Source organism: Streptococcus suis (genome assembly GCF_002960445.1).
GTDB lineage: Bacteria > Bacillota > Bacilli > Lactobacillales > Streptococcaceae > Streptococcus > Streptococcus hyiners.
The window spans coordinates 337,222-356,500 of sequence record NZ_POJD01000142.1 but is presented as its reverse complement, the minus strand read 5'-3'; the positions used below and the strand labels follow the sequence as shown (position 1 = coordinate 356,500).

The 19,279-nt window shown below is 42.1% G+C and carries 18 protein-coding genes, 1 tRNA gene and 1 other RNA gene; 15 read left to right on the top strand and 5 right to left on the bottom strand.

The genetic code is table 11. The features are described 5' to 3' along the window. Positions 1 to 124 precede the first annotated feature (124 nt). From dnaG to aguB, 9 genes are all read left to right on the top strand, one after another. A complete protein-coding gene (gene dnaG, locus C1G53_RS05615; RefSeq protein WP_105117994.1) occupies positions 125 to 1,912 on the top strand; it encodes a DNA primase in 1,788 nt (595 codons plus the stop codon). Between the two features lie 2 nt (positions 1,913 to 1,914). After that, positions 1,915 to 3,033 (top strand): RNA polymerase sigma factor RpoD, encoded by a 1,119-nt coding sequence (gene rpoD, locus C1G53_RS05610; RefSeq protein ID WP_105117993.1) that lies wholly within the window; start codon positions 1,915 to 1,917, stop codon positions 3,031 to 3,033. A 614-nt stretch (positions 3,034 to 3,647) separates the two neighbouring features. After that, positions 3,648 to 3,971, top strand: a complete 324-nt coding sequence (locus tag C1G53_RS05605; protein WP_024379411.1) for a metal-sulfur cluster assembly factor — start codon at positions 3,648 to 3,650, stop codon at positions 3,969 to 3,971. 518 nt (positions 3,972 to 4,489) lie between these two features. Continuing rightward, entirely contained in the window at positions 4,490 to 5,938 is a 1,449-nt protein-coding gene (locus tag C1G53_RS05600; protein ID WP_105117992.1) for an aminotransferase class I/II-fold pyridoxal phosphate-dependent enzyme, read from the top strand. Between the two features lie 2 nt (positions 5,939 to 5,940). After that, positions 5,941 to 6,798, top strand: a complete 858-nt coding sequence (gene speE / locus C1G53_RS05595; protein ID WP_105117991.1) for a polyamine aminopropyltransferase — start codon at positions 5,941 to 5,943, stop codon at positions 6,796 to 6,798. Next, positions 6,798 to 8,057: a saccharopine dehydrogenase family protein gene (locus C1G53_RS05590; RefSeq protein WP_105117990.1), complete on the top strand. Its 1,260-nt coding sequence runs from the start codon at positions 6,798 to 6,800 to the stop codon at positions 8,055 to 8,057. Before speE ends, C1G53_RS05590 begins: the two co-directional genes overlap by 1 nt. After that, positions 8,058 to 9,185, top strand: a complete 1,128-nt coding sequence (gene nspC, locus C1G53_RS05585; RefSeq protein WP_105117989.1) for a carboxynorspermidine decarboxylase — start codon at positions 8,058 to 8,060, stop codon at positions 9,183 to 9,185. Further along, on the top strand, positions 9,182 to 10,285 hold the full coding sequence (aguA, locus tag C1G53_RS05580; RefSeq protein ID WP_105117988.1) for an agmatine deiminase: 1,104 nt from the start codon (positions 9,182 to 9,184) through the stop codon (positions 10,283 to 10,285). The genes nspC and aguA overlap by 4 nt, the downstream gene beginning before the upstream one ends. Positions 10,286 to 10,391: 106 nt before the next feature. Then, on the top strand, positions 10,392 to 11,267 hold the full coding sequence (gene aguB, locus C1G53_RS05575; protein ID WP_105117987.1) for an N-carbamoylputrescine amidase: 876 nt from the start codon (positions 10,392 to 10,394) through the stop codon (positions 11,265 to 11,267). 87 nt (positions 11,268 to 11,354) lie between these two features. On the opposite strand, the gene C1G53_RS05570 is transcribed toward aguB, so the two are convergent. Next, positions 11,355 to 12,230: a hypothetical protein gene (locus tag C1G53_RS05570; RefSeq protein WP_105117986.1), complete on the bottom strand. Its 876-nt coding sequence runs from the start codon at positions 12,228 to 12,230 to the stop codon at positions 11,355 to 11,357. 169 nt (positions 12,231 to 12,399) lie between these two features. On the opposite strand from C1G53_RS05570, the gene C1G53_RS05565 reads away from it, so the two are divergent. The 3 genes from C1G53_RS05565 to C1G53_RS05555 are packed head-to-tail and all read left to right on the top strand — an operon-like array spanning position 12,400 to position 14,912. Continuing rightward, the gene (locus C1G53_RS05565; RefSeq protein ID WP_105117985.1) at positions 12,400 to 13,182 is read left to right on the top strand and encodes a hypothetical protein; all 783 of its coding nucleotides are present in this window, start codon (positions 12,400 to 12,402) and stop codon (positions 13,180 to 13,182) included. A 6-nt stretch (positions 13,183 to 13,188) separates the two neighbouring features. Next, entirely contained in the window at positions 13,189 to 13,998 is an 810-nt protein-coding gene (locus C1G53_RS05560) for a hypothetical protein (protein WP_105117984.1), read from the top strand. Beyond that, a complete protein-coding gene (locus C1G53_RS05555) occupies positions 13,995 to 14,912 on the top strand; it encodes a hypothetical protein (protein ID WP_105117983.1) in 918 nt (305 codons plus the stop codon). Before C1G53_RS05560 ends, C1G53_RS05555 begins: the two co-directional genes overlap by 4 nt. Positions 14,913 to 14,959: 47 nt before the next feature. On the opposite strand, the gene C1G53_RS05550 is transcribed toward C1G53_RS05555, so the two are convergent. After that, positions 14,960 to 15,553 carry a TVP38/TMEM64 family protein gene (locus tag C1G53_RS05550; RefSeq protein WP_105117982.1) on the bottom strand — a complete coding sequence of 198 codons (594 nt, stop codon included), beginning with the start codon at positions 15,551 to 15,553 and terminating at the stop codon, positions 14,960 to 14,962. Between the two features lie 99 nt (positions 15,554 to 15,652). Here C1G53_RS05550 and ssrA point away from each other — a divergent pair. The 3 genes from ssrA (at position 15,653) to add (ending at position 17,247) form a co-directional block, all read left to right on the top strand. Further along, positions 15,653 to 16,000: a transfer-messenger RNA gene (gene ssrA / locus C1G53_RS05545) on the top strand. Between the two features lie 2 nt (positions 16,001 to 16,002). After that, positions 16,003 to 16,090, top strand: a tRNA-Ser gene (locus C1G53_RS05540). Positions 16,091 to 16,239: 149 nt separating this feature from the next. Next, the gene (gene add, locus C1G53_RS05535) at positions 16,240 to 17,247 is read left to right on the top strand and encodes an adenosine deaminase (RefSeq protein ID WP_105117981.1); all 1,008 of its coding nucleotides are present in this window, start codon (positions 16,240 to 16,242) and stop codon (positions 17,245 to 17,247) included. A gap of 47 nt (positions 17,248 to 17,294) precedes the next feature. Here the strand turns inward: add and C1G53_RS05530 are convergent, their stop codons facing one another. From C1G53_RS05530 to C1G53_RS05520, 3 genes are read right to left on the bottom strand one after another with little or no spacing between them, the layout of a single operon-like run. Then, positions 17,295 to 18,077, bottom strand: coding sequence for an ABC transporter permease (locus C1G53_RS05530; RefSeq protein ID WP_105117980.1), 783 nt, complete (start codon positions 18,075 to 18,077; stop codon positions 17,295 to 17,297). Between the two features lie 16 nt (positions 18,078 to 18,093). Further along, on the bottom strand, positions 18,094 to 18,801 hold the full coding sequence (locus tag C1G53_RS05525) for an ABC transporter ATP-binding protein (protein ID WP_105117979.1): 708 nt from the start codon (positions 18,799 to 18,801) through the stop codon (positions 18,094 to 18,096). After that, the gene (locus C1G53_RS05520) at positions 18,794 to 19,168 is read right to left on the bottom strand and encodes a GntR family transcriptional regulator (RefSeq protein ID WP_044689247.1); all 375 of its coding nucleotides are present in this window, start codon (positions 19,166 to 19,168) and stop codon (positions 18,794 to 18,796) included. The genes C1G53_RS05525 and C1G53_RS05520 overlap by 8 nt, the downstream gene beginning before the upstream one ends. Between the last annotated feature and the right edge of the window lie 111 nt (positions 19,169 to 19,279).

Genomic DNA, 19,279 nt, shown 5'->3' with positions numbered 1-19,279 from the left:
TATTTTACAAGCAATTTGTTTCAGAAATTTTACATTTTTCAAGTTTTGGTATAAAATAGAATATGTTAAACTAAGGGAAGAGTGTCCACTTTTCAATTAGCAAATAGGATGTTGAGGAGGATATATGCTGTCAAAAGATAAAATAACAGAAATCAAACAAGCCCTCAATATCGTGGATGTGATTGGTGAAACAGTTGCTTTGACCAAGGCAGGACGCAATTTTCTTGGTCTTTGTCCCTTTCATGGAGAAAAAACTCCCTCCTTTAACGTCATTGAGGATAAACAGTTCTATCATTGTTTTGGTTGCGGTAAGTCTGGAGATGTTTTTAAATTTATAGAGGAAACCCGTGGTGTTTCTTTCACTGACGCGGTAGCCATTTTGGCAGAAAAAGCTGGGTTTCAGGTAGAAGTATCCACCAATCATTTTCAGCCTAAGAAGGAAAATCCACATCAAGCTCTCTATGATATCCATCAAGATGCGACAAAGTTTTACCATGCCTTGTTGATGACGACAAAGATGGGCGAGGAAGCTAGAAAATATCTCCATCAGCGTGGTTTAACGGATGAAGTTATTAAGAATTTTCAACTAGGTTTAGCACCAGATGGACAAAATATTCTTTATCAGAAACTTTCTCAGAATTACGATGAAGAAAGCCTGCTTCATTCGGGTCTTTTCAATCCCAGTGAGCAGAACATGATATTCGATGCTTTTCAAGGACGGATTATGTTTCCGCTAACCGATGAATATGGTCGAGTGATTGCCTTTTCAGGTCGGATTTGGACAGAAAAAGACCTACAGAACAAGCAGTTAGCCAAGTATAAAAATTCTCGTAGTACAGCTATTTTCAACAAAAGTTACGAACTATATCATTTGGATAAGGCCAAGGCGGTCATCAAAAAACAGCGGGAAGTCTATCTAATGGAGGGATTTCTGGATGTTATTGCAGCCCACCGTGCTGGTATTGAAAACGCGGTTGCTTCTATGGGAACTGCTCTGACTAGAGAGCACGTTGGTCATCTGGCCAAGTTTTGCAAGAAGATCGTTCTGACCTATGATGGTGACAGGGCCGGACAGGCAGCTACCATGAAGGCTTTGGACGAATTAGGAGATTTTCAGGTGGATATTGTCAGTCTGCCTGACAATATGGACCCTGATGAATTTTTACAAAGAAATTCTGAAGAAGCCTTGCGAGAGGTTTTGACAAAATCCCGCATTAGTGATGTGGAATTTTTAATCCACTATCTGAAGCCAGAAAACCCAGATAATCTACAAATGCAGATAGAATTTGTGGATAGGATTGCTCCGATTATCGCAAGGGTTTCGTCGATTACAGCGCAAAATTCTTATATTTATAAGGTTGCGGAAGTCCTATCCGATTTTGATTATGGTCAGGTGGAGCAGGCTGTCAATGCTGTTCGCTTACATCAGCGACAGGAACGAAGTCAGCAAGCCTATCATCAACAGAAGGAGCAGGTCTATGCACCGCCTGTTCAGGCTATTTCCCGGCTGACAGGTCTTATCCGAACTGAAAATCACTTGCTTTACCGTATGGTCGAGCACCCTTATATTTTAAATGAATTTCGTTTGCGAGAAGATTTTTATTTTGCGACACCGGAATTGCAGGTATTATATGAATTACTGAAAAATCAAGGTGAGATTAGTAGTTTCGGCTTATCCCAGTTAGATGATACCGTCCAACAAGCCTGGTATCGGATTTTGGAAGAGCGTCTGCCAAAGGAAGTGGCGCAAAATGAAATTGAAGAATTGGAATTTCGTCGTGACAAGGAATTGTTACGAAAGGAAAATCAACACCTAACACGGAAAATCCGTGAACATTCCCATGTAGGAAATGCTGATATTGCCCTCGATGAGTTACAAAAATTGCTCGAGAAAAGAAAACAAATGGAGTAAATATGACAAACAAAAAAGATAAAAAGACAGAAGTAACGACCTTTGATGTGCAAGTTGCTGAATTTATTCGTAATCACAAAAAACAGGGTTCAGCGACCGATGATGAAATCAATGACCAGCTGGTTATTCCGTTTACACTTGATGCTGATGGGATTGATGACTTGCTCCAACGAATTCAGGATGCAGGAATTTCGATTGTGGATAAGGAAGGTAACCCATCTGCACGTGCTTTGCAGGTTGAAGAAGAACCAGAATTATCTGACGAAGAATTGCTAGGAAGCACGTCCGCAAAGGTTAATGACCCTGTCCGCATGTACTTGAAAGAAATCGGAGTCGTTCCGCTTTTGACCAATGAAGAAGAGCAAGAATTAGCCTTGGCAGTTGAAGCTGGCGATCCTGAAGCAAAACAACGTTTGGCTGAAGCTAACTTGCGTTTGGTTGTTTCTATTGCTAAACGCTATGTGGGGCGTGGTATGCAGTTCCTTGATCTTATCCAAGAAGGAAACATGGGCTTGATGAAGGCTGTTGACAAGTTTGACTACTCAAAAGGTTTCAAATTTTCAACTTATGCGACTTGGTGGATTCGTCAGGCTATTACCCGTGCTATTGCTGATCAGGCTCGTACGATTCGTATCCCAGTACATATGGTAGAAACTATTAACAAATTGGTTCGCGAACAACGCAATCTCTTGCAGGAATTGGGCCAAGATCCAACTCCTGAGCAAATCGCTGAGCGTATGGATATGACGCCTGAGAAAGTTCGTGAAATCCTCAAGATTGCCCAAGAGCCAGTGTCTTTGGAAACCCCAATAGGTGAAGAAGATGATAGCCATTTGGGAGATTTCATTGAAGATGAAGTAATTGAGAACCCAGTTGACTATACCACTCGTGTTGTCCTTCGTGAGCAATTGGATGAGGTACTTGATACGCTGACAGACCGTGAAGAGAATGTTCTCCGCCTCCGTTTTGGATTGGACGACGGAAAAATGCGAACTCTTGAAGATGTAGGTAAAGTCTTCAACGTAACTCGTGAACGTATCCGCCAGATCGAAGCCAAAGCCCTTCGTAAACTCCGCCACCCATCCCGCAGCAAACCACTCAGAGACTTTATGGAGGATTAAAAACCTCCGGGGGAGGTTTTTAACGCCTGCTTGAAAATAAGAGAGCAGGCTAAGCCAGTGGTGTTTTAACCCGAGCCCAGAAATATGAAAGTAGGCAACTCATCTAATGCGAGTTCACAACGTCCGCCTAGAAACACAAAAGCGGACAAGGTTCGGGGAACCTTTTTAACCGCTCTCTTTGAAATTAGAAAGGGAGCGTAATGTCCGGTGGACTTATTTTGACACAAACTTCGTTTGTTTCATCTCCCACCTTCAACAGTCTCCCAGACTGTTGAAGCTCGCTGAAAATAAGAAACGAGCGTACTCAATACCTGCTAAGAATTGAGAACGCAGGCTAACCCAGTGGTGTTTTAACCCGAGCCTAGAAATAGGAAAGCGTGGCATAAGCCTACGGATAGGCTTTCTCAACGTCCGCCTAGAAATCCGAAAGCGGACAAAGTTCGGTGGCACTTATCAGGCCGCTCGCTGAAAACAGGAAACGAGCGAGAGTCTGGGGAGGTTTTGACACAAAACTGGTTTGTTTCATTTCCAACCTTCAATAGTTCATGGCTCATTTGGATGAAATTTTTGTTCCTTTAGATGACAATGCAATAGTGAAAAAGAAAGAGAGAAAAATGGCTTATACAGAAGAACAGGTAAAAGAAATTCAAGAGCGTATTTTTCATGCTCTAGAAGACGTGATTGACCCTGAGCTAGGGATTGATATTATCAATTTGGGGCTCATTTATGAAATTCGTTTTATCGAAGGTAAGGCCGAGATTGATATGACTCTGACAACTATGGGCTGTCCCTTGGCTGACTTGATTACCGATCAAATTCATGATGTCTTAAAAGATGTTCCAGAGGTAACGGAAGTAGATGTTCGCTTGGTTTGGTCACCGGCCTGGACAGTTCAAAAAATGAGCCGTTACGCTCGAATTGCTTTAGGAATTAAATAGTTTCAAAAAGATGATTTCGAATATTCGAAGTCATTTTTTTAGAATTGTTCATGATTTTGTTGAAAAAATATCAATTTTCCACTTGTCAAATCGGAATATTCGTGTTAGAATATACAAGCCTAGGAAAAGTTATTATACCTATTCTAGCAAATATCAGACCTATATGGGATGGGTAGCTCTGCTATTTATCATAACCAAAGCCTACGGACAGGCGGGTCGAATGCCGAAGCGTGGCGTAAGCCACATTATTGATAGGGTTAAAAGCCTACATTTTATAAGTTGATGTTGGGAAGGTTTTCCTAATTTCTAATTTTGTCAGTGTGGTGAAAGCACACGTCATCTTGTGAAACGGTCAATAAAGTACGTATATATTTGCACTGGAGAGTAGGAAACGGTAGGCACATAAACTCAAGAGAAGAATAAAAAACGTCAATTTGGATTGTAGAGCAGGATGAACCCTGCTCTTTTTGCTTTTTTAAAAAAGGGTAGGAGTCCATCAAGCAAAGGAGTTTTTCAATATGAAAAATCAACACCAAGCCCCTATTTATCAGGGATTGGTACAGTTACGCCGAAAAAGGATTGTTCCCTTTGATGTGCCTGGACATAAGCGGGGACGGGGTAATCCAGAGTTGGTCGAACTGTTAGGAGAAAAATGCGTGGGGATTGATGTCAATTCCATGAAACCCTTGGATAACTTAGGGCATCCTGTGTCCATTATCCGAGAGGCCGAAGAATTGGCGGCAGAAGCCTTTGGTGCCAGCCATGCCTTTCTCATGGTTGGAGGGACAACCTCTTCTGTCCAGACCATGATTTTGGCGACCTGTAAGGCGGGTGATAAAATCATTTTACCTCGCAATGTCCACAAGTCTGCCCTCAATGCTTTGGTCCTATGCGGAGCTATACCAGTCTATGTGGATATGAGTGTGGAGCCACGGATTGGTATTGCTCTTGCATTGGAAAATGAAGCTTTTGAACGGGCGATTTATGAGCATCCTGACGCGGTTGCTGTCTTGATCAACAATCCGACCTACTATGGTATCTGCTCAGACCTGCGTACCTTGACTGAGAAAGCTCACGCAGCGGGCATGAAAGTTTTGGTGGACGAGGCTCATGGTGCGCATTTGCATTTTTCGGAAAAATTGCCAGAGGCGGCTATGGATGTGGGAGCTGATATGGCAGCTGTTTCCATGCACAAATCAGGTGGCAGTCTGACCCAGAGCTCGCTCCTATTGGTCGGTCCTGATATGAATGTGGAGTATGTCCGCCAGATTATCAATCTGACCCAGTCGACATCCGCTTCCTATCTCTTGCTGGCTAGTTTGGATATTTCACGGAGAAATCTGGCCCTTCGTGGCAAAGAATCTTTTGAAAAGGTCATTGAAATGTCTGAGTATGCTCGCCGTGAAATCAACGCTATCGGTGGCTACTATGCCTATTCCAAGGAATTGATCGATGGTAAAACGGTGCATGATTTCGATGTCACCAAGCTCTCCATCTATACGCAGGGCATTGGTCTGACAGGGATTGAAGTCTATGATTTGTTGCGGGATGAGTACGACATCCAGATTGAATTTGGGGATATTGGCAATATCTTGGCCTATATTTCCATCGGTGACCGCCTGCAGGACATCGAGCGACTGGTAGGGGCACTGGCTGACATCAAGCGTCTTTACTCACGAGATGGTTCGGATTTGATTTCGGGAGAATACATCCAGCCGCAGCTGGTATTGTCACCGCAGCAGGCTTTTTATGCAGAGCGCGAAAGCCGTTCCCTGCAAGAAGCAGTTGGTCAGGTCTGTGGGGAATTTGTCATGTGCTATCCGCCTGGTATCCCGCTTTTAGCTCCAGGTGAACGAGTGACCCAAGAAATTGTTGACTACATCATCTTTGCCAAGGAGCGTGGTTGTTCTGTTCAAGGTACCGAAGATCCAGATGTCAACTACATCAATGTCATTAAGGAGGGCTAGTCATGGAAATGTGGTTTTCAGAAGTTCAAACACCTGATGTAAAATTGTCCATTCGCACCAGTCAACAACTTTATGCTGGCAAGAGTGAATTTCAGGACATCGCTGTGTTGGACTCGCCAGCCTTTGGAAAAATATTAACCCTTAATGGTCGTGTTTTATTCTCGGATGCAGATGACTTTGTCTACAATGAGATGGCTGTCCATGTGCCCATGGCCGTCCATCCCAATCCTAAGAAAATCTTGATTTTAGGTGGTGGAGATGGTGGGGTTGCTCAAGTTCTCAGTATGTATCCTGAAATTGAACGTATTGACGTTGTAGAGCCAGATGAACTTTTGGTTGAGGTCTGTCGAGAATATTTCCCAGACTATGCATCGGGTTTAGAAGATGAGCGGGTCGAGGTTTATTTACAGGATGGTCTGCGTTTCTTGCGCAACTGTGAAAACGAATATGATATCATCATCAATGATGCGACAGATCCATTTGGACACACGGAAGGGCTCTTTACCAAGGAATTTTACGGTAATGCCTATCGGGCTTTGAAGGAAGATGGGATCATGGTTTACCAACATGGTTCGCCATTCTATGACGAAGATGAGTCTGCCTTTCGTTCTATGCATAGAAAGGCGACCCAGTCTTTCCCTATTAGCCGTGTTTATCAGGCCCATATTCCGACATCTGCGGCGGGTTATTGGTTATTTGGCTTTGCCTCTAAAAAATACCATCCCATTGAAGATTTTGATAAGGAAAAATGGAAGGCGCGTCAGCTTTTCACAGAATACTATACCGCAAACTTGCATATTGGAGCATTTCTCTTGCCCCGTTATGTCGAAGATATTTTAGAAGAAGAGGAGAAAAAATAATGAGTCGTTTATTAGTGATTGGTTGTGGCGGAGTTGCCCAGGTTGCCATCAGCAAGGTTTGCCAGGCAGAAGATACCTTCAAGGAAGTCATGATTGCCAGCCGTACCAAGTCCAAGTGTGATGATTTGAAGGCTGCCTTAGAAGGAAAAACTTCCGTAAAAATTGAAACTGCCCAAGTGGATGCGGATAAGGTAGAAGAAGTGATTACCTTGATTGAAAGCTACCAGCCAAAGGCAGTCTTGAATGTGGCCCTTCCCTACCAAGACTTGACCATCATGGATGCTTGCTTGGCGACAGGCGTGGACTACATCGACACCGCCAACTACGAGTGCGAGGACACCGAAGACCCAGAATGGCGGGCTATCTACGAAAAACGATGTGCAGAAGAGGGCTTCACAGCCTACTTTGACTACTCATGGCAGTGGGCTTATAAGGAGCGTTTTGAAAAAGCAGGCCTGACAGCTCTTTTGGGATCCGGATTTGATCCAGGGGTGACCAGCGTATTTTCAGCCTACGCACTCAAGCATTATTTCGATGAAATTCATTACATCGACATCCTAGACTGTAACGGTGGGGATCATGGCTATCCATTTGCCACCAACTTCAACCCTGAAATCAACTTGCGTGAGGTTTCAGCACCAGGCTCCTACTGGGAAAATGGCAAATGGGTGGAAGTGGAAGCTATGTCTATCAAGCGAGAGTACGATTTCCCAGAAGTGGGTCAAAAAGACATGTACCTCCTCCATCACGAAGAAATCGAGTCGCTGGCTAAGAATATTCCAGGTGTCAAACGCATCCGCTTCTTTATGACTTTCGGTCAATCCTACTTGACCCACATGAAGTGCTTGGAAAATGTTGGTCTTTTGCGGACAGACCCAATCAATTTCAACGGACAAGAAGTGGTGCCAATCCAATTCCTCAAGGCATTATTACCAGACCCAGCCAGCCTTGGTCCACGTACAGTTGGGAAAACCAACATCGGCTGTATTTTCACAGGTATCAAGGACGGTGTAGAGAAGACTATTTACATCTACAATGTATGTGACCACCAAGAGTGCTATAAGGAAGTTGGTTCACAGGCTATTTCCTACACAACTGGCGTGCCAGCTATGATTGGAACCAAGCTTGTCATGGACGGAACTTGGAAGAAGCCAGGCGTTTACAACTTGGAGGAATTGGATCCAGATCCATTTATGGACTTGCTCAACCAATATGGCTTGCCATGGCAAGTAGTAGAAAATCCTGTTTTGGTGGACTAGATGAGAATTGAACAAGTTCCAACACCAGCCTATGTCATTGATGAAGCCAAGCTGGTCAACAATTTAGAAATTCTCAAGTCTGTCCAAGACCGTACAGGCTGTAAGGTACTCTTGGCTCAAAAAGCTTTCTCCATGTATGCCACCTATCCACTAATTAGCCAATATTTGGCTGGCACAACTGCTTCAGGACTTTATGAAGCTAAACTTGGTCGTGAGGAATTTGGTGGCGAAGTCCATGTCTTTGCCCCCGCCTTTAAGGATGCAGATTTGGATGATATTTTGGAAATTGCAGACCATATCGTCTTTAACTCAAAGCGCCAACTCCGTAAGCACGCTGACAAATGCAGAGCAGCAGGAGTAAGCATTGGTCTGCGGATCAATCCCGAATGCTCCACACAAGACGAGCATGCACTTTACGATCCCTGTGCAACAGGCTCTCGCTTTGGTGTTCGTATCAGTCAGTTTTCAGAAGACCTGCTAGACTTGGTGGATGGCCTGCATTTCCATACTCTCTGCGAACAAAATTCAGATGATTTGAAAACCACCTTGGAAGCTGTCGAGGCTAAATTTGGCCCTTACCTCCACCGTATTAAATGGCTCAATATGGGCGGAGGCCATCATGTGACCAGAGAAGACTATGATGTAGATTTGCTGATTTCCTCTATCCAGCACATGCAGGAAACTTATGGGCTGGAAGTCTATATCGAGCCAGGAGAAGCCATTGCTCTTAATGCAGGCTATCTGGTGACAGAGGTTCTGGATATTGTTGAAAATGGCATTGAAACGCTTGTGTTAGATGCTTCGGCTACCTGCCATATGCCGGATGTCTTAGAAATGCCTTATCGCCCACCGCTTCGCTATGGCTTTGAGGCAGGTGAAAAAGTCTATACATACAGACTGTCTTCCAATACCTGTCTGACGGGTGACATCATCGGCGATTATTCCTTTGAAAAGCCTGTGGAGATTGGTGACAAGCTCTATTTTGAAGATATGGCCATCTATTCTTTCGTTAAAAACAATACCTTTAACGGCATTGGGTTACCTAGCCTAGCCATCATGGACGAGGCTGGCGACTGCCGTATTATCAAGGAATTTGGTTATGAAGATTTCAAAGGGAGGTTGTCATGATAGAAAGTCCAAAAGCAGCGGGTTACCGTATGCCAGCTGAGTATGAGCCCCATCATGGTACACTCATGGTGTGGCCGACTCGCCCAGGATCCTGGCCCTTTGATGGTCAGGGGGCGAAAAAGGCCTTCAGCCAGGTCATTAAAACCATTACTGAAAGCGAGCAGGTCTATCTCTTGGTCGATGAGGCACACCGTGAGGAGGCACAGTCTATGCTGGGTGATGACGTAACCTATCTGGACATTCCTACCAACGACGCATGGGCGCGTGACACAGGTCCGACGGTTTTGATCCATGAAAATGGCAGAGCTTTGTCTGTCGATTGGGCTTTTAATGCTTGGGGCGGAAGCTATGATGGTCTTTATCAGGACTATGAGGCAGATGATCAGGTGGCTAGTCGATTTAGTCAGGCCATCGGTCTGCCAATCTATGATGCCCATCCCTTTGTCCTAGAAGGCGGAGCTATCCATAGCGATGGGGAGGGAACCATCTTGGTGACCGAATCCTGTTTACTGAGCCCAGGACGTAATCCCCATTTGACCAAGGATCAGATTGAGCAAGTGCTTCTAGATACTCTTGGAGCTGAAAAGGTCCTCTGGCTGCCTTATGGTATCTACAATGATGAAACCAATGAACACGTGGACAATGTTGCAGCCTTTGTTGGTCCAGCCGAGATAGTTTTAGCCTGGACAGATGATGAGTCAGATCCCCAATATGCCATGTCCAAAGCTGATTTGGACTACTTGGAAAAGCAAGTGGATGCCAAGGGTAGAAAGTTGACCGTTCACAAACTGCCTATTCCCAAACATCCTATTCTAATAACAGAAGAGGACTTGCCAGGCTATGTCTATGAAGCGGGGGAAGAAGTACGGACAGCTGGCGAACGTTTGGCGGCTTCCTATGTGAATTTCTACGTCAGCAACGGTGCGGTTCTGGTGCCCCAGTTTGCTGATGAGCATGATGCGCAGGCACTTGAGCTCCTCGCGCAGCTTTTTCCTACCAGAAAAGTCGTCGGCATACCCGCCCGTGACATCCTGCTTGGGGGTGGGAATGTTCATTGTATTACCCAGCAAATTCCTCTTTATGGGGCTAAATGTCCCTGATATTGCGTCAAGTCGGTTTGGCATACTCTAGTATAGCCTGTACCGTCTTTCCTTATCTCAGGAACATTCTATCTCCCATAAAGAATTTATGAAAAGGATAAATAATATGAGAAATGTTACTGTAGCAGCTGTTCAGATGCAGTGTAGTCAGGACCTTTGGGAAAATCTGGCGACCGCAGAGCGTTTGGTCAGACAGGCTGCTGGGCAGGGCGCGCAGATTATTCTCCTGCCTGAACTCTTTGAGCGTCCTTATTTTTGTCAGGAACGCCAGTATGATTATTACAACTACGCCAAGTCTGTAGAGGAAAATGATGCTGTTCAACACTTTATTCCAATTGCTAAGGAATTGCAGGTGGTTTTGCCCGTTTCTTTTTATGAAAAGGATGGCAATAGCCTGTATAACTCGATTGCAGTTATTGATGCGGATGGGACAGTTTTGGGAGTTTACCGCAAGACCCACATTCCTGACGACCATTATTACCAGGAGAAGTTTTACTTCACACCGGGCAATACTGGATTTAAAGTCTGGGAAACTCGTTATGCCAAGATTGGTATCGGAATATGCTGGGATCAATGGTTTCCAGAAACCGCCCGCTGCCTAGCTTTGAATGGGGCGGAATTGCTCTTTTATCCAACAGCTATCGGTTCGGAGCCGATTTTGGATACAGATAGCCAAGGACATTGGCAGCGGACTATGCAGGGCCATGCGGCTGCCAACATCACACCAGTCATTGCAGCCAATCGGATTGGCTTGGAAGAAGTACAGCCTTCTGCAGAAAATGGAGGACAGTCTTCTAGCCTGCGTTTTTATGGTTCATCTTTTATGACGGATGAAACAGGTGAATTGATTGAAAAAGCGGGACGGGAGGAAGAAGCAGTCTTGCTAGCTACTTATGATTTGGAAAAGGGTGCGCGTGAGCGCTTGGACTGGGGGCTTTTCAGAGATCGTAGACCGCACATGTACAGGTCTATTTGTCAATAGTGTTCAAAAAGTTCTAGTAGAGGGCTTTATAGGTAAATCTTATAGAAAAAATAGGCAAGACCTTTTATTCAGGTCTTGCCTATTAAATTAGTATTTCTCTGCTAAAAGGTCTTCCCCGTTCGCATCTTTTCCCATCATTCTTAGACTAATCTCAAATTCATTCAACTGCCGTTCATTGAGTTTTCGTAAGGTTTCATCTAAATCAGCATCGAATTTTTCAAGTGCAAGCTTTGATTGAGCCAAGCGTTCCTCTGCTGAATAGAAATTTTTGGGATTCTCCTTGATTTTGAGATAGCCATCGAGAATATCGTTATAATGTTTCATATTAATCTCGTGGATGACTCTCAATTCTTCCGCATTTTCAAGATTCTTCAATTGTTCAAGAATTTCAATATGATCATTTTGGACATTCTGATAGGTAGTAGCTAATTCAGGTGCAATACTTAGGATTTTTTTTGTTTCTTCTGAAATGAAGGAAGACGGAGCTATCAAATCAAGTAGTTTTAACTGCTTTAAAATTTTTTCCTCTTCTTGAATGGTTTGTTGGATAATCGCCGAAGAAATATCGGTATCCAACTGATATTTAAGTTCCGATGTTTCCTCTTTAATCATGGTTAACTGAGGTAACAACTCTTGGGCAAGAAGCGCATACTGACTATAATTTTTTGATGTTAAATAGTTGTTCAGTTGTTTCAATTCCTGCTCGATATGTGAAATGCTTTCCTTAAGATTTTGCAATCGAAGAGCCGTATTCTTTGTAGACTTGGCTGTGTTACGATGGATAAGAAAAAACGCACCATAAGCCAGGGCTGAAAGGACTAGTATAGGAAACAAAAATTGAGTTTGGCCGCTTAGGATGGAAATTCCACCGAGTAGACCGAGGCCAACAAATAGATTATTATTTGTCTGAGTCTGTTTTGGATTGGTTTCGTGGTGGCGAATCGTTGGAAGTTTCTTAGCCATGGATTTTCCTTTCTAGAGGGTGTAGATATATTCCATTGTATCCTATAAACTATCCTTATGACAAGTGTTTTTTATCGAATATAAGAAATGATACAAGACTTGATTTCTTTAGGACTATAGTCTAACAATTGAAAATATGCTATAATAATGATAATTGAAGGAGGTTGGAATGTCTAAAGATAGAAAGAATGAAAAAAATTTTCAGCATTTAGAAGGTGAACTTGGGAAATATCTAGAAAGAAAAGAGCTAGATGATAAGAAAAGTAAGTCCAGCTACTTGTTTTTGATGATTGGTTTCCTTGTTCTAGTGATTAGTGGATTTCTCTACAAGAGTCTTGATACACCTGTTGTGACCTATAAGGATCTAACAAGTTATGTTGAATATATCAGTCAAGTAGAAACAAAGCCATTTTCCTGGACCTACGAGGAATTTGAAGCACTTGATGTGCATCATTCTGCAGCTTCAAAAACAAAAGTTGAGGATATTATCGAAAAATATGGGTCTCCGACATCGCTTGAAACTTCTATATACGCCAGTGAATATGAATCGCTGAGATTACTATACCAAACGGAACAGCCTCTTCGTGAGGTTGAATTGCTTTTTGTTGATTTTGGAGGGCAATTAACTCTTGCTTCAAAAAATAGCATTAATCTTTTTCCTAAACCTTACGAAGATATAGTTGGGGAGAATAGTCATGACTGGACGAGTCAGGAGTTTAATAACTTGCGTGTCGGTGCAAGCAATGGTGAGGGAGGTGTTTCGCTGGATGAAGTCCTTTCTACATATGGTCCTGTTTATGCTGCGCAAAGTTTCGGTACGGTTGATTATTGGACTATCAGGATTCAGTATCTAAACCATGAAACAAGTGATAACATTTTTCTTAGTTTTACAAAAGATGGGGAAGGGGAATATCAATTGTCTCAAAAACACAAAGATGTCAGAAATTGGTAAAAGTGAATGACAAAGAATACGAGATTTAAGAAAATAGAAGAAGAATTGGAGCGGGTTAGTAAGAATACGGTAGATCAGTCAGCCAGTATTCAGTGGATGAAATGGCTTGAAATTGGACTACCGCTTGTATTGATTAGTGCAGCCATCCTCTATCTATTGATTGGGAACTCGACTGCAACAAGGAACAAAAATAATCAGGTTGAGGAGCAGGTTATGGAATCTGTTTCACGAACGCATTCTTACCTAGATGAGATTGAAGGAGCAAAGCCAGCTAAGCTATTTGATTGGACCGTTGGGAAATATGATGCTGTGAAAATTGATGCAGAAGTAGAGAACTCTATGACGTTGGCAGAATTCACAAAAGAGTATGGACTGGCGGATAGTTATGAGGAGTCTACCATAATCAGTGATGGTAGTTCAGTTGTTACAGCTACTTACCACAGTGAAGATTTTGGTCAATACGTTACTTTTTGGTTCAACATGTCAAATGGAGCTTATCGAATTTATCAAAAAAAATTCTATAATTTAGTGGATGAAAACTATCCAGAAGCCACGGATGAAAATTTTGTATTTAAGTGGGATCAAGCCACAATTGACGCACTAGCCTTGGATCAAAGTCCAGAAGAAATCATGGAACAATATGGATTGCCGACCTATGCTCGACAAAATGGGCTGCAAGACTATCGTCAATTAGGGATGTTGTATCAGGAAGATAATGATCCAGAATCTACTATAAATTCCGTCCATTTAGTTTTTATGCAAAATGATCAAGGAGAGTATAGATTAAAATCCAAGGAAGGAGTCTTTAGAGATTGAAGAACAAACAAAAAAAGAGTGTAAAACAGGATACCTATACCAAACTATCAGAAGCAGTGAAAGCAGAGTTTGAAAGAGAGTACCAAGAATCGCTCAAGAAAAAGCAGAAGGCTACTTATTATCTTTTGATAGCGTTCGTATTGTTGGTATTAGCAGGGTTAGTGTGGACTGCCCAACAACCTGCAAAAGAAGAAGTTGCTACCTATTCTCCAAGTTCTGAGAGTACGGATCTACAGTTATCATCAACGATCAGTCAAACTTGGACAGAAGCTAGTGACACAGGCGTGACAGACTTTACGCGTGGATTGACTGCTACAAAAGAAGAGTTTAGCTTTAATTGGACACTGAAAGACTATGATAGCTTGGTAATTGGGATGAAAGAGGATGCTACAGGGGACAGTTTGTCGGATATCATTGAGAAATATGGGAAACCTTCATCAGCTAGATTCGGCGAATATTCAGAAGAATATTTATACTTAACTTATGCTCCTTCGAACTATGATATTTATGCAGACTGGCGAAGGCTTGAATTAGCCTTCTATAAAAATGGTTCAGAATACTATTTATCAAGTAAGGATGTCTACAACTTACCAGACGAGCAATTCCCAACGAAGGAAGCAGATCCAAATACGAATTTGTGGACCAAAGAAGTGTTTCAGCAAGTTATCGTGGGAGATAGCAATACAGGACAAGGCGGGATGAGCTATGAAGAGGTGATTGCTTTGGGAGGTCTTCCTTATGAAGCTTCTGTGTTTGCTTATGGTGGAGGTTCTTTTTGGGAAGAAAAAAAAGAACTACAAATATTTTACAAAAATGGCTCAGGTTCAAAGCAATCTAGAGTAGATTTTCGATTTATTCGACAAAAAGATGGAATTTACAGAGTATACGCAAAAAATGGAACCTTTTATAACTAAGGTCATCACTAAAAAATCCTCATCTAAACGCATAGATGAGGATTTTTTTATTGTAAGAATTGTTGCAAAAATTGGCTGCCATAAATCCAAAAGAAGCTATAGGCAACGATGGAAAATGGACGACAGAGAAGTGTGATAGTGATAAATTTTCGGTAACTCATACTGGTTAAGCCTGAAATCATGACAACAATATCAGCAGGTGAAATAGGTGAGAGCATACATAATATGAAGAAAATTTCATAACCACGTTTGTTATCAATTTTGCTTTCGTATTTGTAAAAAGTTTCTTCACTCATAAACAATAAGCAGAATTTTTTTCCATACCGACGAGCCAACCAGAAGAGAATAATACTTCCGATGGAGATGCCGACATAGTTTAGGAAAAAGCCCCACCAAAAATTAAATACTAGAAATCCGACAACAGTAGTAACACCGCCTGGAATAATTGGAAAGACAACCTGGACAATCTGAATAGCTAAAAATGATAAGCTGCCAAAAGCTCCATGTCCTTTGATGAACTCAGAAAGTGCATTCTGATCGTTTAAAATACCAATTTTATATAACCAAAAAAGGAAAACAAATGTCCCGATAAGTGTAATAACACTCAATACTTGGATCGTTTTTTGCCAAAATTTATACATAATAACATTGTACCATATTTCAAAAAATTTTAAAATTGTAAAAAATAGCTTTGCTATTTATGAAAAAATCTGCTATAATAATTCTCGTATCAAACCTAAGGGGTTGTTACGGATTCGACAGGCATTATGAGGCTTGTTCTGCAACCCATCGGCAGATGTAAAAATGCCAGTTAAATATAACTGCAAAAAATACAAACACTTACGCATTAGCAGCTTAATAACCTGCCTGCGTGACCAGTCGCGAATTGCTTGTGTTTGCTGATTGGTCTTAAAATAACAAGCTACGTTGGGGCTGAGTTAGGCTGTCCCAAAAGAGATATACTAACTCGCTTGGTCTGGATTTGAGTTATGTATCGAGCCCAAGTTAAAGCAAGACATAACCTATGGTTGTAGACGAATAAGTTAGCAGGTGTTTGGACGTGGGTTCGACTCCCACCAGCTCCATATATGGAAGATTACTCAAGAGGCTCAAGAGGCCGTGTTGGAAACGCGGTAGGCGTGTAACAGCGTGCGTGGGTTCGAATCCCATGTCTTCCGTATGGCAAGAACGATGAAAATCGTTCTTTTTTTCTTGCACTTAAAACTATCCAATAAGAATAATGTTCATTTTTTGCGAAAATTATCTTGTAATTTGTCAAAAATGTGATATGATAGTTAACAATATACTTACGAAAGAGGAAGTGTTGATGTTGAATGTACAAGAATTAGCCAAGACAGAATTGCATTGCCATTTAGATGGTTCCCTATCTTTATCGGCAATCCGACAACTTTCCCAACTGGCAGGAATTTCCATTCCAGACAAGGATGAGGAACTCAGAAAATTGGTCAGTATAGAGGGTAAGGTTGATAGCCTGATGACCTATTTGAAAACCTTTGATTTTGTTCGACCTCTTCTACAAACTGCGGAAGCGCTGGAAATAGCAACCTACGATGTTCTAGGTCAAGCAGCAGAGGATGGGGTTATTTATATTGAGCTACGATTTGCACCTGAATTATCAACTGACAAGGACTTGACTATCCTGGAAGCTGTGAAAGCCGTCTTGCGTGGGATGGAAAAGGCTCAGAAGGAATTTGGCCTAGTTGCCAAGCTCTTGGTATGTGGCTTGAAACAAACTGATCCAAGTCAGACCAGAGAAATCCTTTCTGTTGTTGCTGATTTGGCACCCAAAGGATTGGTTGGCTTTGATTTTGCCGGAAACGAGGTAGACTACCCAACTCAAGAGCTGGCTGAGTTGATTGACTACACTCGATCTCTAGGTTACCCCATGACCTTCCATGCTGGTGAGTGTGGTTGCGTGACCAATGTAGCCCAAGCTCTGGCCTTGGGTATCAAGCGGATTGGACACGGAACGGCTCTTAGTGGTCACGCTGAGGCTATTCAGGCTTTTGTCAATAGCGGAGCAACGCTTGAGATGTGCCTGACTTCAAATCTCCAGACCGGAGCTGCCCAAACTCTAGCAGACTTCCCCTATGAACAGCTGATTCAAGCGGAAGCAAAGATTACCATCAATACTGATAATCGAACGGTTTCCAATACAAACCTAAATAAAGAATATCAGCTATTTGTAGAGTATTTTGGAACGACCAAGGAAGAATTTTATCAATTCAACAGAAATGCTATTCAAGCAAGCTTTGCCAGTGAAGAAGAAAAGGCAAACTTACTTGATGTCCTAGCTCAAAAGTATAATTTGTAAAAAGAAAGCTCTAGGCCATGTCAGAACGACCGGCAAAGAGCTTTTTCTTATTGCAAATTCAATTTCTTGGTCATGATAAAGTGTGTACCAAAATAGTAGGCAAAGGCCAGAATGATATTGACCAAGGCCAAGATAGGACTTGGGTATAATGGTTGTGCTGCATTATAAAGGTTCTCAAGGTTGTTGGTAAAAACGAGAGTTCCAAACACACCAACTACAATTGAAATGCCGATATAGGTTAAAATGGCAAACAGTAGTCGGTGGTCTTTAAACAGTTGACCGACAGAGATGGAGAAGTAGATGAGCAAGATTCCCATTGTTGACTCGATAAGTGAATAAAATAAATGAGCAAAAATCACAGACCAGTCTAATTGCTGGATGAATGTCTGCAATTCTGGTATTAGGAAATCCTCATTGTTCATCATGATGAGAGCAAATAGGATACCGATAGACAGTAAAACAGTAATAGCAGCCAAGAAGTACCATACGAGTGAAACTAGGAGTTTGCTCAGTATAATCTGGTGGCTGTTTACAGGCAAGGTCATTGTTAAATAGCCCTGACGGCCATAGACATTTTTCCTAAAACGATTGACGACTAGGAAAAATGTAGATAAGAAGAGTGTTGCAATCAGGATACCAAAGGTCATAAAGATTGTTCCTAAAAGAACCATCTCCGCACCACCAGGCTCCGTATTTCCGGTCTGTACTCGCAGAGTTAAGGATTGAAGCCAGATTCCAAGCACGGCTGATAGGAGCAGTGCAGCTAGGTAAACCCCAAGATACCATTTTCCAACGGATTGAAATTCATATTTGATTAATTTCTTAAACATAACAATCTCCTTCTAACTAAGCCTTAAAGTCTTGGCGGAAGAGTTCGTCAATAGACTCGCCACTTTCAATACGAAGGTCATCCACATTTTCATGGCGAATAACGCTACCATATTGAAGGAAAATTACTTCGTCCAAAATTTGTTCAACATCTGAAATCAAATGCGTGGAGATGATAACAGAGGCAGTAGGCGAATAGTTGTTGACGATGGTTTTTAAAATATAATCACGAGCAGCAGGGTCAACACCACCAATTGGCTCATCCAAGACATAGAGTTGTGCCTGACGGCTCATTACCAAGATCAGCTGAACCTTTTCCTTGTTCCCTTTTGACAGGTGTTTCATGCGGCTGTTTATATCAATTCCCAAGTCTTGCAAGAGATGAAGAGCCCGTTCTTTATCGAAGTCCGCATAGAAATCTGTAAAGAAGGTGATAGCATCAGAAACCTTCATGCTTTCATCAAGATAGGTCGTATCTGGCAAATAGGATACGATTGCCTTGGTTTCAGGTGAAGGAGTGCGACCGTTGATAAGGACTTGACCATACTCAGGTTGCAATAGTCCATTGATGAGTTTGATTAACGTCGTCTTACCAGAACCATTTGGTCCCAAAAGTCCAATAATCTTACCAGCAGTCAATTTCAAGTTAACATTATTGAGAGCTACAGCACCGCCATAGGATTTTGAAACCTGTTGTAATTCGACCAGGGTATATGCGTTATTCATAAGACACTCCTTTCAAATAATCATCTAACTGGTGGGTTAATTCATCTTGATTGAAGCCCAAGTCCAGCATATTGGTCACAAAGTTTTCAAGCTCTTTCTGTGCCAAATGAAGACGGGTCTGTGAAATCAATTCTTGATTGTCTGTGACGAAACGTCCTGTTGTGCGGACCGAGTAAACAAATCCTTCTGTTTCCAAATCAGACAGGGCCCGTTGCACCGTGTTTGGATTGACACCAGCTGTTTCAGCCAAGTCACGCACGGTTGGCAACTTATCTCCCGATTTCAATTGATTGGTCACAATCTGTAATTTTATAGTATTACTGATTTGAATATATATGGGCATATTGTTGTCAAATTTCCAAGCCATTATTCTTTCCTTTCTAGGCATTTTCGCCAACACCTATGTTCTAACTAAATAATACAATAAAACATGATAATTTGCAAGTCTTTTGATTGAATTTCTTAAAAATATTTTCCT

Excerpts from the sequence above, each read along its gene's own strand:
- dnaG (WP_105117994.1), top strand. The coding sequence starts at position 125 with ATGCTGTCAAAAGATAAAATAACAGAAATCAAACAAGCCCTCAATATC.
- rpoD (WP_105117993.1), top strand. The coding sequence starts at position 1,915 with ATGACAAACAAAAAAGATAAAAAGACAGAAGTAACGACCTTTGATGTG.
- C1G53_RS05605 (WP_024379411.1), top strand. The coding sequence starts at position 3,648 with ATGGCTTATACAGAAGAACAGGTAAAAGAAATTCAAGAGCGTATTTTT.
- C1G53_RS05600 (WP_105117992.1), top strand. The coding sequence starts at position 4,490 with ATGAAAAATCAACACCAAGCCCCTATTTATCAGGGATTGGTACAGTTA.
- speE (WP_105117991.1), top strand. The coding sequence starts at position 5,941 with ATGGAAATGTGGTTTTCAGAAGTTCAAACACCTGATGTAAAATTGTCC.
- C1G53_RS05590 (WP_105117990.1), top strand. The coding sequence starts at position 6,798 with ATGAGTCGTTTATTAGTGATTGGTTGTGGCGGAGTTGCCCAGGTTGCC.
- nspC (WP_105117989.1), top strand. The coding sequence starts at position 8,058 with ATGAGAATTGAACAAGTTCCAACACCAGCCTATGTCATTGATGAAGCC.
- aguA (WP_105117988.1), top strand. The coding sequence starts at position 9,182 with ATGATAGAAAGTCCAAAAGCAGCGGGTTACCGTATGCCAGCTGAGTAT.
- aguB (WP_105117987.1), top strand. The coding sequence starts at position 10,392 with ATGAGAAATGTTACTGTAGCAGCTGTTCAGATGCAGTGTAGTCAGGAC.
- C1G53_RS05570 (WP_105117986.1), bottom strand. The coding sequence starts at position 12,230 with ATGGCTAAGAAACTTCCAACGATTCGCCACCACGAAACCAATCCAAAA.
- C1G53_RS05565 (WP_105117985.1), top strand. The coding sequence starts at position 12,400 with ATGTCTAAAGATAGAAAGAATGAAAAAAATTTTCAGCATTTAGAAGGT.
- C1G53_RS05560 (WP_105117984.1), top strand. The coding sequence starts at position 13,189 with ATGACAAAGAATACGAGATTTAAGAAAATAGAAGAAGAATTGGAGCGG.
- C1G53_RS05550 (WP_105117982.1), bottom strand. The coding sequence starts at position 15,553 with ATGTATAAATTTTGGCAAAAAACGATCCAAGTATTGAGTGTTATTACA.
- add (WP_105117981.1), top strand. The coding sequence starts at position 16,240 with ATGTTGAATGTACAAGAATTAGCCAAGACAGAATTGCATTGCCATTTA.
- C1G53_RS05530 (WP_105117980.1), bottom strand. The coding sequence starts at position 18,077 with ATGTTTAAGAAATTAATCAAATATGAATTTCAATCCGTTGGAAAATGG.
- C1G53_RS05525 (WP_105117979.1), bottom strand. The coding sequence starts at position 18,801 with ATGAATAACGCATATACCCTGGTCGAATTACAACAGGTTTCAAAATCC.
- C1G53_RS05520 (WP_044689247.1), bottom strand. The coding sequence starts at position 19,168 with ATGGCTTGGAAATTTGACAACAATATGCCCATATATATTCAAATCAGT.